This window comes from Kitasatospora sp. NPDC096140 (genome assembly GCF_040303045.1).
GTDB lineage: Bacteria > Actinomycetota > Actinomycetes > Streptomycetales > Streptomycetaceae > Kitasatospora.
On record NZ_JBEOUW010000012.1, the window covers coordinates 113,213 to 126,594 of the forward strand.

The 13,382-nt window shown below is 67.6% G+C and carries 18 protein-coding genes; 14 read left to right on the top strand and 4 right to left on the bottom strand.

The features are described from left to right. The first annotated feature begins 160 nt into the window (after positions 1-160). From ABT048_RS15170 to ABT048_RS15180, 3 genes are all read left to right on the top strand, one after another. Positions 161-502 carry a DUF3618 domain-containing protein gene (locus ABT048_RS15170; protein ID WP_350521820.1) on the top strand — a complete coding sequence of 114 codons (342 nt, stop codon included), beginning with the start codon at positions 161-163 and terminating at the stop codon, positions 500-502. Between the two features lie 189 nt (positions 503-691). Continuing rightward, positions 692-994 carry a GroES family chaperonin gene (locus ABT048_RS15175; RefSeq protein ID WP_350521918.1) on the top strand — a complete coding sequence of 101 codons (303 nt, stop codon included), beginning with the start codon at positions 692-694 and terminating at the stop codon, positions 992-994. Positions 995-996: 2 nt separating this feature from the next. After that, complete coding sequence (locus ABT048_RS15180; protein WP_350521821.1) at positions 997-1,311, top strand: immunity protein CdiI family protein; 315 nt, start codon at positions 997-999, stop codon at positions 1,309-1,311. A gap of 92 nt (positions 1,312-1,403) precedes the next feature. Here ABT048_RS15180 and ABT048_RS15185 read toward each other — a convergent pair whose 3' ends face one another. Together ABT048_RS15185 and ABT048_RS15190 are read right to left on the bottom strand one after the other, a co-directional pair. Further along, the gene (locus tag ABT048_RS15185; RefSeq protein ID WP_350521822.1) at positions 1,404-1,874 is read right to left on the bottom strand and encodes an NUDIX domain-containing protein; all 471 of its coding nucleotides are present in this window, start codon (positions 1,872-1,874) and stop codon (positions 1,404-1,406) included. Positions 1,875-1,876: 2 nt separating this feature from the next. Then, positions 1,877-2,620, bottom strand: coding sequence for a DUF5919 domain-containing protein (locus tag ABT048_RS15190; protein ID WP_350521823.1), 744 nt, complete (start codon positions 2,618-2,620; stop codon positions 1,877-1,879). A gap of 351 nt (positions 2,621-2,971) precedes the next feature. Here ABT048_RS15190 and ABT048_RS15195 point away from each other — a divergent pair, with 351 nt between their 5' ends. The 6 genes from ABT048_RS15195 (at position 2,972) to ABT048_RS15220 (ending at position 6,102) form a co-directional block, all read left to right on the top strand. Further along, positions 2,972-3,127 carry a hypothetical protein gene (locus ABT048_RS15195; protein WP_350521824.1) on the top strand — a complete coding sequence of 52 codons (156 nt, stop codon included), beginning with the start codon at positions 2,972-2,974 and terminating at the stop codon, positions 3,125-3,127. A gap of 92 nt (positions 3,128-3,219) precedes the next feature. Continuing rightward, on the top strand, positions 3,220-3,483 hold the full coding sequence (locus tag ABT048_RS15200) for a hypothetical protein (RefSeq protein WP_350521825.1): 264 nt from the start codon (positions 3,220-3,222) through the stop codon (positions 3,481-3,483). After that, positions 3,480-3,761 (top strand): hypothetical protein, encoded by a 282-nt coding sequence (locus ABT048_RS15205; RefSeq protein WP_350521826.1) that lies wholly within the window; start codon positions 3,480-3,482, stop codon positions 3,759-3,761. The genes ABT048_RS15200 and ABT048_RS15205 overlap by 4 nt, the downstream gene beginning before the upstream one ends. 174 nt (positions 3,762-3,935) lie before the next feature. Next, complete coding sequence (locus ABT048_RS15210; RefSeq protein WP_350521827.1) at positions 3,936-4,229, top strand: hypothetical protein; 294 nt, start codon at positions 3,936-3,938, stop codon at positions 4,227-4,229. 515 nt (positions 4,230-4,744) lie between these two features. Beyond that, the gene (locus ABT048_RS15215) at positions 4,745-5,539 is read left to right on the top strand and encodes a TIGR04255 family protein (RefSeq protein ID WP_350521828.1); all 795 of its coding nucleotides are present in this window, start codon (positions 4,745-4,747) and stop codon (positions 5,537-5,539) included. Continuing rightward, positions 5,536-6,102, top strand: a complete 567-nt coding sequence (locus tag ABT048_RS15220; RefSeq protein WP_350521829.1) for a hypothetical protein — start codon at positions 5,536-5,538, stop codon at positions 6,100-6,102. Before ABT048_RS15215 ends, ABT048_RS15220 begins: the two co-directional genes overlap by 4 nt. An 861-nt stretch (positions 6,103-6,963) precedes the next feature. Here the strand turns inward: ABT048_RS15220 and ABT048_RS15225 are convergent. Further along, complete coding sequence (locus tag ABT048_RS15225; RefSeq protein ID WP_350521830.1) at positions 6,964-7,752, bottom strand: GntR family transcriptional regulator; 789 nt, start codon at positions 7,750-7,752, stop codon at positions 6,964-6,966. Positions 7,753-8,001: 249 nt separating this feature from the next. Here ABT048_RS15225 and ABT048_RS15230 point away from each other — a divergent pair, with 249 nt between their 5' ends. From ABT048_RS15230 to ABT048_RS15250, 5 genes are all read left to right on the top strand, one after another. Further along, positions 8,002-8,349 carry an SCO3933 family regulatory protein gene (locus tag ABT048_RS15230; protein WP_350521831.1) on the top strand — a complete coding sequence of 116 codons (348 nt, stop codon included), beginning with the start codon at positions 8,002-8,004 and terminating at the stop codon, positions 8,347-8,349. Next, positions 8,349-8,555 (top strand): hypothetical protein, encoded by a 207-nt coding sequence (locus ABT048_RS15235; protein ID WP_350521832.1) that lies wholly within the window; start codon positions 8,349-8,351, stop codon positions 8,553-8,555. Before ABT048_RS15230 ends, ABT048_RS15235 begins: the two co-directional genes overlap by 1 nt. Continuing rightward, positions 8,552-9,859: an FtsK/SpoIIIE domain-containing protein gene (locus ABT048_RS15240; RefSeq protein WP_350521833.1), complete on the top strand. Its 1,308-nt coding sequence runs from the start codon at positions 8,552-8,554 to the stop codon at positions 9,857-9,859. The genes ABT048_RS15235 and ABT048_RS15240 overlap by 4 nt, the downstream gene beginning before the upstream one ends. Then, on the top strand, positions 9,856-10,044 hold the full coding sequence (locus tag ABT048_RS15245) for a hypothetical protein (RefSeq protein ID WP_350521834.1): 189 nt from the start codon (positions 9,856-9,858) through the stop codon (positions 10,042-10,044). Before ABT048_RS15240 ends, ABT048_RS15245 begins: the two co-directional genes overlap by 4 nt. 157 nt (positions 10,045-10,201) lie before the next feature. Then, a complete protein-coding gene (locus ABT048_RS15250; protein WP_350521835.1) occupies positions 10,202-11,635 on the top strand; it encodes a replication initiator in 1,434 nt (477 codons plus the stop codon). 142 nt (positions 11,636-11,777) lie between these two features. Here the strand turns inward: ABT048_RS15250 and ABT048_RS15255 are convergent, their stop codons facing one another. Beyond that, entirely contained in the window at positions 11,778-13,382 is a 1,605-nt protein-coding gene (locus ABT048_RS15255) for a recombinase family protein (RefSeq protein ID WP_350521836.1), read from the bottom strand.

Below are 13,382 nucleotides of genomic sequence, written 5' to 3' on the forward strand. Positions count from 1 at the left end.
TGGTGCGTGCTGCTGGGGCGGGCGGTCGTACCACGGCAAACTTACCCCCGATGGTGGGTGGGGCCGCGCGACCGTGCGCGGCAGCTGACACACTGGGTCAGTCGCACAGAGCGCAACCGATCGCACGGATCGACATCGGCAAGTGAATGGGGTGGCCCGAGTGGGCGAGGCGAGCACGCAGGACAAGTCGGCGCGGACGACCGCCCAGATCGAGGCAGACATCGCGAGCGCCCGCGACCGGCTGGCGACGACCCTGGACGAGCTGGCCGTGCGCGTTCACCCGAGCACGATCTCCGCGCAGGTCAAGGCCAAGGCGGCGGCCGCCGTCGAGGAGCGGGCCGGCCGGGCGTACGTGGCCGCCAGCGGCATGGTGGACAAGGTCAAGGCGCAGTTCGTGGACGAGAAGGGCCAGCCGCGCCGGGAGCGGATCGTTCCGGCGGCGCTGGTCGGGGTGGGCCTGGTGCTGCTGGTGGCCTCGTCGCGCAAGCGCCGCAAGGGCTGACGCGGACCGCGGAACGCGGGTGGAGGCCGGGCGCGGTGCGCGCCCGGCCTTCCGTGTGCCGGGCCAGCGTCACGCTCCGCGCCCAGGGGCGGTACCTTCGGGATCGTGAGCACGAACGACGAGACCCACTCCGACCACCGGCACGAGGCCGCCCGGCACGACCGGCTGGGCGAGAAGCTGCCGATCCGGATGCTGCACGACCGCGTGCTGGTGCGCATCGAGGGAGCCGAGGGCGAGCGCCGCTCGACCGGCGGCATCCTGATCCCGGCGACCGCGGAGCTAAGTAAAAGGTGCACGTGGGCGGAAGCTGTCGCGGTCGGCCAGAGCGTGCGCTCGGTGGAGCCTGGTGACCGCGTCCTGTACGACCCGGAGGACAAGCTGGAGGTCGAGGTCCGGGGTGCCACGTACGTGCTCCTGCGTGAGCGTGACCTGCACGCGGTGGCGGCGATGCGTTTCGGTGATACGGAGGGCTCGACCGGGCTGTACCTCTGACCATGGAGCGTCTGCGGTACTTCTTCGAGGCGGGGGTCGTCGGCACGGCGCTGTGGCCGGATGACGTGGAAAGCCCGTACGGCTACCCGGCCGAGCTGGACCGGTTGCCGATCAGTGCCGCGCTGGCGGCCGAGCTGGACGAGCTGTCGGAGTGGTTCCAGTCCGTGATCGACTGGGACGACCCGGGCGGCCTGTCGCCCTGGTCGCAGGACGAGAGGGACCGGTTCAACGCCCGGGCCCGGGCTGCCCTGGACGCGGTGCGCCGGGAGCTCGGCCCGGGTTGGACGGTGGTGGACCGGTTCGGGCCGGGGGCGTGACCGGTCGGCCGCGGGTGGTCAGGCGAGCAGGGTGCCGCCGTCCACGGTGAGGTCGCAAGCTGCTTTTCAACATACGTTGGCTGCTTGCGGAGTCATCCCAGGTAGGGGCGCTCCCGGTGCTCAAGGAAGTGGGTCAGCCGGAGCCGCTGGGTGTGGTGGATGGGGAGCGTGTCCAACTGGGTGGGCGCGACGAAGCGGAGGTCGGTGGACTCGTCCGAGATCGCCAGTGATCCGCCGACCGCGCGGGCGGTGAAGCAGACGTTGAACTGCTGGCGGACTTCGCCATCGGTGTAGGCGATCACGTGGCCGGGGTCGGTGTAGGTGCCGACCAGGCCGGTGATCTCAACGTCCAGCCCGGTCTCCTCGCGGACTTCTCTGACAGCTGTCTGTGGCAGGGACTCGCCGAGATCCATCACACCGCCGGGCAGTGCGTAGTTCCCACTGTCACGTCGGCGCTGGAGGAGGATCCGGCCGGCCTCGTCGACGACGACCGCGCTGGCGGCGACGACCAGAGAATTCGGCTTCGGCGCCTGGGGGTCGTTGTAGTACTCGGTGCGGGCCACGTTCATTGCTCCTCGACCGGCCGGGCCGTCTCCCAGACGGCATCGAAGCTCTCAGCGTACGTGTCGAACATGCCCCCGCTGCCGTTGCGCCGGATGTGCCAGACCGGGGCGGCGAAGGCGTTGGCTCCCCAGACGTGGGCGTTGACCAGCAGCTCATCATCCGCCCGGTAGAGGGAGTTGTAGAGCGTGGTCCCGTGCTGACGGATCTCGATCCCCGGCACGCCGAGCAGGGGCCGGTAGTGCATGAGGGCAAGGCGGCAACGCGATTCGATGCCGTGGCCGAAGCGTTCCTCCTCGCCGCGTTGGCGAACGTTAGGGCTGTCCGGGTCACCGAGCGCGACGCGGATGGTGCAGCCCTGCTGGGCCCGGTCCCTGAGCATCTCGTTGAGACGCGGGTACGCCTCGTGAATGAAGACCGCCGCGTACACCAGCACGTCGATCCGGTGATGGGCCTGCCGGAACACATCCGTGATCGCGGAGACCGGCAGGTCTGCTCGCTGCTCGTACAGCGCGACCAACTCCGGGCTGGCGGAGCGGGCTCGGCCCGACTGCCGTAAACCCGGCCACAGGACGAAGGCGTCTTCCCCGAGGGCTTCCGCGGCCTTCATCGCCGTGTCTCTTCTCGGCGTACGGCCCTGATTCACCCACCGTTCCACGGACTTGGTGTCCACGCCCACCCGGTCGGCCAGGGTGGCACAGGTCCACCCGCCTGACGCCATGGCAGCCCGAAGCCGCTCGTTGGTCATGTCTCAACTCCCTTGGCCGACACGAACCCTCCAAGGGACGTTGTACCGCGAAGGGACGTCCCCATGTGTCGGTTGTCCGAAGTTCCGAGGTCCCACGCGCGCAGCGATCCTCGAAGCATGGGATCGACTGAGCAGACACACATGGCAGACAGCCTCCGCGAAGCAGACGAGGCCGCAAATCGGCTGCGCGACGCCACGGAGCGTCTCGGAATTACGCTCCCCTCGCTCCGTTCTGACTGGCCCGCCTGCACGGGCGCGGCGCTCGTGGACCTCGGCCGGGTCCCGGCCCCCACCGCGCTTCGCCTTGCGCAGGCGCTGAACTGTCTGCCTGCGGCTCGGGGGGAGTGAGCTATGGGTTGGGTCAAGTGGCCCCTGGCCGGGCGGCGGTGCGAGTACTGCGGTTCGGGCCTGGCCAAGTCGGGGATTCGGTGGATCCGGCTCGGCAACCGGGTGGCGGCCGTGCACGCGCACCACCCGCGCCGCCCGGGGGAGGTGTCGGCGAAGTGATGACGCTTCGAGAGCACGGAGAGTCAGCGGCGGGCCGGGTCCTGGCCGGCGGAGGTGGGGGCTCGACGGGAACCGCACCGTACCCATTCCCAGTGGTGGTGGAAGTTCGGGGAGTCACAGAGCCCGCACAGTTCTCCAAGTTGCCGGACGCGTTGGCCGCGCTCCTGGACGCGTTGCGGGCGCTGCCGCTCAGTTCGGAGCAGCGGGATTACTTCGATGAGCTGTTCGGGCCGTCGGAGGTGGAGACGATCGGGCATCGCCTGGCGATGTACGGGGAGGTGCGGTCGCTGGCCTTCCTGGGTCTGACGCCGCACATGGTCAAGGTGTACCCGGCTGGCCCTGGGGAGTCCTCGTGATCCGGCGGCTGCGGGCCTGGCGTGACCGGGCCTTGACCTGGTGGCTACTGCGCGGGCAGTTCTCGCCGCTGGTGCGGGCGATCTCGCCGGGGCGGCGGGCCGCGCATCGCCTGGTGGTGGCGTGGTGCGCTGAACCTGGATTCGCAGACGGCGTGCGGTTGGGGCTGATGCACCGGATCTGGCGGGAGAAGACAGGAGTTGATGATCCGCTGCTCGGACTGAGTGAGGCGGAGCTGTTCCGGCGGATCTTCGGACGCGACGAGGAAGGGCTCGCGTGAGACCGCACCTGACTTGATCAGGGACAACTGAAGATGTACCGGACCACCCCGCGACCTTGGCGGGAACAGGGGTGGTCCGGTGGGTCGGAACCCGATGCCGATGGTATCGGGCACCTCGGCATGTCCGTGCACGGATGGCTGGTTCGGTTGTTGACCAGGGGAGTTGAAGCGCAGTTGGACGAGGACGACGACTTCGGTGCGGAGTTGGCGGCGAGCCTCGACCCGGACTCATGGGTGTGGCTGCCAGGAGTGGACTACGCCGCGGGCTGGCGGACGGCGAGACGGACGGCGGACGAGGTGAACACGTTGCTGGCAGCGTGCGGCGTGGATCGTTCGCAACTGCGGGCGATCGCCGACACTGACTCTCAGGGCGGCGCGATGGTCCGGCTTGAGGGCGTCTTGGAGGGGTGGATGAGCCTCAAGGAACTGCTCTGCTTGGCAGCCAACGTCCGCGGCGACGCGACGTGACAGCGACAGTGCAAGCCACCCCGCCCGCTCTGGTCGTTTGTCCCGGATCGGTGCCCAACGATGAAGGGCGGAGAAACAGGCTGTGTCACTCCTGCTTTGCAAGAGCGGCCGTCCGCCACCCTGCGTGACCTGCGGGTCAGCCACCCTGCTGGTTCCCCGGCCCTCGCACCGCCGGCGCCCACGACTGACCGCCACGTACCGCCCGATCTGGCACGCCTGTGGCACGAGCCGCCTACCGTGCAGCGAGCGGCATCCCCTCGGCCCCACGTAACGTTTCTGGGGTCGTGTCCATCAACCGTACTCGCGAGTCCAAGCCAGGTTGTCGTGGCACATCACTTGCGAACACCTCCGCGCAGGCGATGTCACAGATTCGCATCTTCATAGCCCAGACCAGTGAACCAAGGCGGGCAAACAGGGGCAAACGGGGGTGGGGTTCTAGACTGGACGAAGCGGCCTCAGGCAAACCCTGTTCTCAGGACTGGGACAATCGCTACAGTTTAAGGAGGGGTGCCGAGATGGGTGACACGCTGCGCTTCAACCTGCCGCCCGTGCGGGAGGTCACGCTAAGTATATTGATCCAGCCGCTGGCAAAGCTGCAAACACTGGATCTTGCTCCGCTTCGCGTCGAATGGCAGAACGAGTATCCCATCCTAGAGGAAGTAGCACCGCTTTCGCCCTGGGGCCCAGACGGGAGCGATTCCGTACAGTTCGTTCGATCCGGCCGCTCGTGGCCCATGCCCCTCTGCTCCTTCTCCACCAGCGGAGGAGGGCGAAAGATCATGTTTCAGCATGACCGATTCGCCCTTTCGTGGAGCTTTGAGGATGCAGGGAACAAGTACCCCGGATTCGAAGCGCTGATGACGGAGATCTGTGACAAGTTCTCCAGGTTCGAAACTCTCGTAAAAGAATCATCAGGGATTTCCGTTAAGCCCATGCGAGTTGACGTTGAATATGTCAACCATCTCGCCGGAATCCCCGCTCACGGGGCAATGGCCGGAATTCTTTCAGGCTGGAAGGAGGAATCGCGATTCCCCTTCAGGAATCCCGACTACTGTGGATTCAGAGTCCACTATTGCGAGTCTGAAGAGAATCCGCTAATTTCCGTCCTTGTTGGCGTTGATTCCATTGTGGGCGACACTGACGAATCGGAGATTCCGAGCAGCTCGTCACTCACTCTCAGTGCCGAAGCCGACATCTCTGAGAGTGCCAATCACAACGAGTTGCTCGCTTCCGCACACGATGTTCTCGTGACTGCATTTCGCGATGTGACATCAGAAAAGATGCGCCGCGAGTGGGGAGAGGGGCAATGAAGTCGTGGGTGTATGCACCACCCTATGCGCGCGACCGAAGCGGCCACGACTTCGCACCTCGCGGTCTTCGTCCGGAGCGCGAAGGAATCTGGGTCATCCGGAGCGAACAGTCGCGCCGGGAAGCCAGCGACGACCTCAGGGCCGCCGCCTCGCACCCAAGCAAACTTGACCTTCAAACCTATATCAGCGCGAAGCTCCAGCAGCTGCGCACGCTTCCTGAGGGCTGGGATGGAGGCAGCGGCAGGGCTGTCGCCCAAGCCGTCACCCACCAGGCCTATCGCGTGCTAGATCACCTGACAACCTCCCGAAGCGTTTTCCCGTTCTTGACTCCAACGGACGACGGGGGAGTCCTTGCCGAGTGGCGAGCCGGCCGCGAGCGGATCGAGGTTGAATTCAGCCCTGATGATCCGCCATATGGGTTTGCAGCTGGCAGTGACGGGATCACGCGGATCGACGAATACTTGAACTCAAGTACCTCTCTCGCCAAGACAAAGAGACTTCTTGAGGTTCTTTCTGGGCGGGTCTGGGCCGAAAATCCAACCTGGCGAACCCTCTTTTCGTAGCGGCCTCGACTGAGGGGGAGATTTGGCCTGGGATGACTCGTCCATTCCCGACGACGAGACCATATATCGCAGAGTTCCCGATGTTCCAGATTTTTTGGCTCCAGATCTGATCAGCGGAGAGTTGAAGCCGACTCGAACCGCTTTTCAGTGGGATGATGACGGAATATCTGTCCACAGGAGTTCGACACTGGAGGCAGAGGGGCTGAAGCCAGACAGCATCCTCCGTAAGTCAACCCAGATGGTATTTGGCTTTGCGGCATTGGTGCCGCGCTCATGTGGCGCTGGTGTCATCGATGACCCTCAGCCTGACGATCCGCCAGCGGGAATCGCCCATGCGCTGATTCAGTGTGAGGTGCCCCGGCCTTCTAAACCGAGGCGCCGCCAAGTGTCAGAGGCACTCGCTGCTGCGTCCCGGCGAATTGTGTAGCGATCCAGCTGGCGGGAAGGCGAGCTCGCCAACTCGGGTGGAGGAGCGGTTTTGGCCGGTGTCCTGCCTGGTTTGGGGTCGAGCATGATCGGGGGGCCGTAAGCTGCTGCGACTCGGTCAGGGCTTCTGGGCCTGTCCGCAATTTGGCCGAGTGGCCCCCCGTTCTTGCTCGACTCGGGTCCCGAGCCTGGGAGGTGGGTAAAACCGTGGAGCCGCCCGACCCCAGCCACGACGGGCTCTAACCTCGGCTACCCTCCCGGCCGCACGTTCGACGTGCGCGGCCGGCCGCCGCCGAAGCGGGGCGCAGACAGGAGCGGCGGCGAGCGGCTGGGCCGCGCGCTGGCGCGCTGTGGGCGCCCTTGAGTAAGTGAAGAAGAGTTGCGACAGCCCCCTTGCCCGGTGTGGACGTGGGGGCTGAGGCGTTTTCGGGGTGGTTAGCGGGTGGCCTTGGCGGGCCGGGCGGTGCGCTTGGGTTTGGTGGCTTCGATGGCGTAGGTGAGGGCGGCTGTTTCGGCGCCGAGGCGGGTCTCTTCGAGGATGAGGGGGAGGCTTGTGGTCTGGTCGTGGGTGGTGCGGTGAACGACTAGGAGCACCGCGGCTTCGGAGAGGTGGAGGGCTTCGCGCTCGTCGGGCTGGGGGACTCGGGCGCTGACTCGGTCGTGCCAGACGAGGTCGTGGCCGGCGGCGGCCAGCGTTGTGTAGGCCTCGGTCGGTGTAACCGCGGGCTGTTGGGCGAGCTGGGTGGCCTCGATGCGTTCCATGGGGAGCAGGAGGCGATGGAGGGCACGGCCCTCCCCAGCGGGGTCTGCGATGAGACGGTCGCAGCCGAGCATCAGTTCCTCCTGCTCCATCTCCAGGAGCGGCGCGGTGATGGCATCGGTGCGGGTGCGGTAGACCGTGGGCTCTTCGCTCTGCTCGAACCATGCGTCGAGGGGCGTTGAGTAGCCGTTTGCCTCCGTGGCGATGGTGCGGTCCAAAATGCTGGAGGGGCCGTGCACGGCGGTGCGGACGAACGTGCCGCGGCCCTGCTTCACGTCCAACTGGCCCTCGCTGCGCAGGGCGGCGACGGCGAGCCTGACGGTTGGTCGAGAGACGCCGTACTTCTGGGCGAGGTCGGTCTCCGTGGGCAGCTGCGTGCCGGGCGGCCACTCGCCGGCAGCGATGGACTCTCGCATCGCCGCCGCCACCTGCTTGTGCAGTGCCTCGTTCCGGATGATCGCCATCGTGTTGACCCCTTGGTGCGGGCGCCGGGGGGCCCGCTTCGCGTGTGCCGTGTCGTGGTCGGGTGCTTCGTCGGTGATGTCTGCCCAGTTCGGGCGGCCTTTGTGGGTCTGTCGTCAGTCAGTAGCCGTTAAACGTAAGCATGAATTGCTTGCGCTGAGGCGTCAAGGAGGAGCATCATCGACTGACCAAAGGTAAGTACGTTTGACGACTGACGTCAGGCGGCCTTGGTGTCCTAGGAGCGTGCGCTCATGCAGTCCATTCCCGTTGACGGAACCAGGCTGGGCACGATGACCTGCATCGTCGCCCCCGAAGCGCGGGTGGCGAACCGGGAGACCGGAGAGGTGAGGAAGGACCGGGAGGGGCAGACCGTCTACACGGTCGGCGTCGCGGTCCGGCAGGACGGCCGGCGGGCCTCGATCATCGAGATCAGCGTGTCCGGCGAACCGGCCGGGGTGGTGGAAGGCGTGCGGGTGCACGTCACTGGCCTGACGGCCTTCTCGTGGGCGATGGGGGACCGGCACGGCCTGTCCTTCCGCGCCGACGCCATCACCCCCGTCCCCGCCCCCGCGGTCTCCCGCAAGGGCGGCGACGCCTGATGAGCAGCGCGACGCGCGTGAAGCTGCGCGGCCTGCTGCGCGAACTCGGCGACCTGGCCGAAGAGGTCGACCCGTTCGCCCCCGACGACAGCGGCGCCCCGCTGTTCGACCACATCGCCCTCGTCGCCACCAAGGCCGCTGGTCAAGCCCGTGACCTGGAGACCGAGGCGCACAACACCGCGGTGGAGAACGGGAGGCTCCCGTGATCGTGCTCCAACTGCTGTGGGTGGTCCTGCTGGCCTCGGTGCTCCTGGCGCTAAGCGTCGCGCCGGGGCTGCGGCGAGCCCACCCCTACGTGTGGTGGTACCTGCTCGGCTACCCGGCCACGGTGATCCGCGTCCGGGTGACGTGGCGGCGCCTGACCACGAACCTCGGTCTGGCGGTGGCCAAGCGCCCGGGGCGGGCCCGAGTGGGGGACTTGATGGTCCGCGGGGATCCGTTGCGGCCGACGCCCCCTCGACTGGGCGTGGCGAAGTACCGGCGTGGCGGCCTCGATGTGAGGGTTCGCCTCCACCCCGGGCAGGTGCCCGAGCACTTCGCCGAAGCCCTCGACGCGCTCACCCATGCCTGGCGGGTGCACGCGGTACGGCTGGTCTCGGACGAGCGCGGGTTCGTCACGCTCTCGGCGCTCGCCTGGGATCCGCTGATCACTCCCGTGGTGCCGTACCGGCTGAAGGCGCGGCTGTTGCGGTCGGTGGTCGGGCTACTGGAAGACGGCCGGGCCTGGACGATCGACCTGCGGCGGGCACCGCACTGGCTGATCGTCGGCGCGACCCGCTCCGGCAAGTCCACGCTGGTCGCCGCCCTGATGAAGGAACTCGCGCCGCAGCGCGTGGCCCTGTTCGGGATCGACCTCAAAGGCGGTATGGAGCTGTCCCTGTTCGAGGACCGGCTCTCCGCACTGGCCTCGACCCGGGCCGAAGCCGCCCACCTGCTCGCGGAGCTGGTGGCCGAGACCGAAGCGCGGATGGAGCTGTGCCGCTCGGTCGGGGCCCGCTCGATCTGGGACCTGCCGGCCAAGCTCCGCAAGATGCCGATCGTCGTGATCGTGGACGAGGTTGCGGAGCTGTACCTCGTCGCCACCCGGGACGACAAGGCGCAGGTCGGGGAGATCGCCACGAACCTGCTGCGGCTCGGCCAACTCGGCGCCGCCCTCGGCGTCCACCTGATCATCGCCGGGCAGCGGGTTGGTTCCGACCTTGGCCCGGGAGTGACCGCGCTCCGGGCACAGCTGGCCGGCCGGGTCTGCCACCGGGTGAGTGACGCGGGGACAGCGGAGATGGCGCTCGGCGACCTCAGCAAGGAAGCGCTCGAAGCCGCCCAGCGGATCACCCTCGCCGAACAGGGCGTCGCCATCACGGCCGACACCGACGGCCGGTGGGTCCGGGCCCGCTCAATCCACGTCACCCCCGAACAGGCCCGGCGCGCCGCCAGGAAGCACGCCCGGCTGGCCCCGACCTGGCCCGGCCTCCTGCACGCGGACGAGCCGACCGAAGGGGTCTACCAGTGACGGTCGGCATCCTCATCCTCTTCCTGGCCGTCGTGACCTACCTCCTGGTCCGCTCCGGCGAACTCAAGATCTGGCACGTCGTGCTCATCGGCGTCCTCGGCATCTACCTCGATCGCATCGGCTGGGCCGACCCCGTCGTCTCCGCCGTGACCTGGATCGTCCAGGGCTTCACCCACACCACCTGAAAGACGTGATCACCGTGCCAGCCAACCCAACCCACGCCGACGGCCCCACCTCCGGCCGCCGGCCCCGCTCCACCAGCCCCCACGCCACCCCCGGCCGAGCCGTCACCCACGTGGCCCGGCCGGGGCCCGGCAACCCCTGGCCCTGGAGACACCCACCATGACCCACACCAACCCGCACACCGACCCCACCGCACGCCGCGCCCTCCTCGACCGGGAGGCGCGGCTGCGCCAACTGCCTCTCACTGACCGCGACCTGGTACGCCTCGGCGAGATGCCGGAGCTGCACCGGTGGATCGATCAGCTCCGCGCCACCGGCGGATGCGCCGAACCGATCTACCTCACCGGGTACAGCACCACCCTCGACGCCGCCACCGGCGAAGTCCTGCGCCACTACTCAACCGCGACCGAACCCGGCGGCCGACTCGCGGTCCGCTGCCGCAACCGCCGGGCCACCCGCTGCGCGCCCTGCTCCCGCGAACACAGCGGCGACACCTTCCACCTGGTCCGCTCCGGTCTCATCGGCGGCAAGGGAGTTCCGGGCACAGTACGGGCGCATCCGCGGCTGTTCCTCACCCTCACCGCCCCCTCCTTCGGCCCGGTCCACCGAGGCGAGAAGTGCCACCCCATCCGACGGCGACGCTGCGAACATGGCGGCTGGCACGGCTGCGGCCGAACCCACCCGGACACGGACCCGCTCATCGGGCAACCGCTCTGCGCCGACTGCTACGACTACCCGGGGCACGTCATGTGGAACGCCATGGCCCCGGTGCTGTGGAAGGCCTTCCGTGACAACCTGTACCACCACGTCGCCGCTCGGGCAGGCTTCGGCAGGTCGGAGGTACGCAGCCTGGTCCGGGTCTCCGCCGCCAAGGTCGCCGAGTACCAGAAGCGCGGCGCCGTCCACTTCCACGCCGTCATCCGCTTCGACGGCCCGGACGGCCCCACCTCGGCGCCTCCGCCCTGGGCGACAGCGAACCTCCTCCTGGAAACCGTCCACTCGGCGGCCGCCGCCGTAGCCCTACCGTGCCCGGACTCACCGGCCTACAGCGGCGGACTGCTCGGCTTCGGCACACAGCTCGACGCCCACCCGCTGATTAACGGGGATGGCGGACGGATCACGGACGACGCCGTCGCCGCCTACGTCGCCAAGTACACGAGCAAGAGCGTGGAAGCCGCCGGCGCCGTCGACCGCCGCATCGAGTCCCCCGCGGAGATACGGGCCCTGCACGTCACCCCACACGTCCGGGCCCTCATCGCCACCGCCTGGCGCCTCGGCGGCCTGCCCGAACTGCACCACCTCCGCCTACGCGCCTGGGCACACATGCTCGGCTACCGAGGCCACTGCCTCACCAAGACACGCGCCTACTCCACCACCTACGGACAGCTCAGAGCCGCCCGCGCCGACCACGCCCGCGGCCTGTATACCGACTGGGACAGCGAGACCATCACCAAAGGGGCCTGGCGCTTCGCTGGCACCGGACATACCCCAGCCGAAGCCCTCATCGCCGCCGGGATCGCCGAAGACCTCGCCATCAACCGGGAGATCGCGCGTTCACACCATGGAGAGCTCTCGTCAGGGGAGGGGGAGTGATGGTCGACAGTCCTCCCACTGAGGAAGAGTGCTGGGCTGAGTTCTGGAAGGTTGTAGGCAGAGCTGCGGCCGAACGCTACCTGCGGGAATGGGCTGAGATTCGAGATGGCGAAGATCCTGAACTCGGCCCCTCCGAGGCTGTCTAGGCTGCCTCGGTCATCTCCCAGCGAGGGATGATCGTGTAGCGGTGCGGATCACGAAGGGGCCCGCGCTGCACGATGATCTTTCCGACTACGCTTCGCAGAGCGGTTTGCTTGAGGTGGTCGGCCATGGTGGGCCACTCTTGGGCAAGCCCCTCGAACACCTCGCGCGGTGGCCTGGGATTGGCCTTCACTCGGCCACAGCGCGCAAGCTGGGCCTCCGCCTTGGCGAGTTCGGTATCGACGTCGTCGCGCTGTTCGAGGAAGTCCTCACGGGTGATGTCCTCGGAAGCCGCCATCCGGATCAGGTTCTTTCGCTGCTTCTTGAGCTTTTGGATCTCGGCTTCCCATCGCCACGACTCATCGGGTTCCTCGCGGGCGGCGTCCACGGCAGCCTGTGCAGTTGCTCGGGCGGTCTCTTCGCCAGATGCCCGTTCGTTGATCCATGCGAAGATCACTGCGTCGAGCGTCTCCCGGTGGGCGTTCGAATGGTTGCAGCTCCGGAGTTGGATGCCCTGGCAGCGCCACACGGGCTGACGACTCCCGCCCGAGAGGCCTGCTCGCATCGGCGCGGGATGCTTGCAGTCGCCACAGAAGACGAGACCGCTTGCGGGATACTTCGCCTTGCCGTCGCGCTTGCTGTGGCGGCCAGCCTGCCGTTTCTCCAGGTACTTCTCCCACGTCTCCTGGGAGATGATCGCGTCGTGCGCTCCTTGGACGAAGACGAACCGGTCGAGCTTGCCGACGCCTGTCGGCTCAAGGGCTGACTCCGGCGGCTCTTCCTGGTAGCTGCTGGACTCCGAGCGAACCCGGATGTACCCGGCGGCGAACCCGGTGTCCATGATCCCTTGCAGGCGGTGGATCTCCATGGCGTGACCGGCGTACGTGGTCAGCCCCTGCTCTCGCATCTCATCGCAGATCTTGCCCAGGCTCATGCCGCTCACGTAGCGCTCGTACGCGTCGGTCAGGGCAGGGCCGTACTCCGGGTCCGGGATCTGGATTCCTGAGCGACAGTCGTCGCACGTCTCGATGTCCTCCCGCGCTCGGCGGTGGCCGTTGGCGGCTCGGGGCTTCGGCGGCTTGCACGTGGCGCACAGCCGGTAGCCGAATCGGGGGTGCCCGTTGTGCGGCAGGCCGTTGCGAAGACGGCGAGCGAGGGTGCGTTGCCATCCTTCGCCGATCTGCTCCCGCTGGAGGTCGGCCAACCCGAGCATGTTGTTCCGGGCGAAGCGGCCGGCCGCCGTTTTGGTGTCGAAGTTTTCTGTCGCTGACTTCGCGGTGCCCCCGACGCCTTCGAGGGTGCTCAGGTTGATCAACGACTGTTCGAGGTTCCGGCCGAAGCGGTCCCATCGGTAGACCAGCACCACATCGGCTTCGCCGGAGGCGATCCGCGCGATGATCTCGCCGATACGGCGCTTCGCGAAGTCCCCGCCCGAGAGGTCAAGATCGGGGACCACGTCGATCACGTTCATGCCCTCGCCGATCGCGAACTTTCGGCAGGTGTGCTCCTGGAGCTCCGGACTGATCATGTCCTCGCGTGCGGTCGAGACCCGGATGTAGATGATGGCCCGGAGTGTCTGGCGACGCGTCAAAGACTTTGCTGCCAT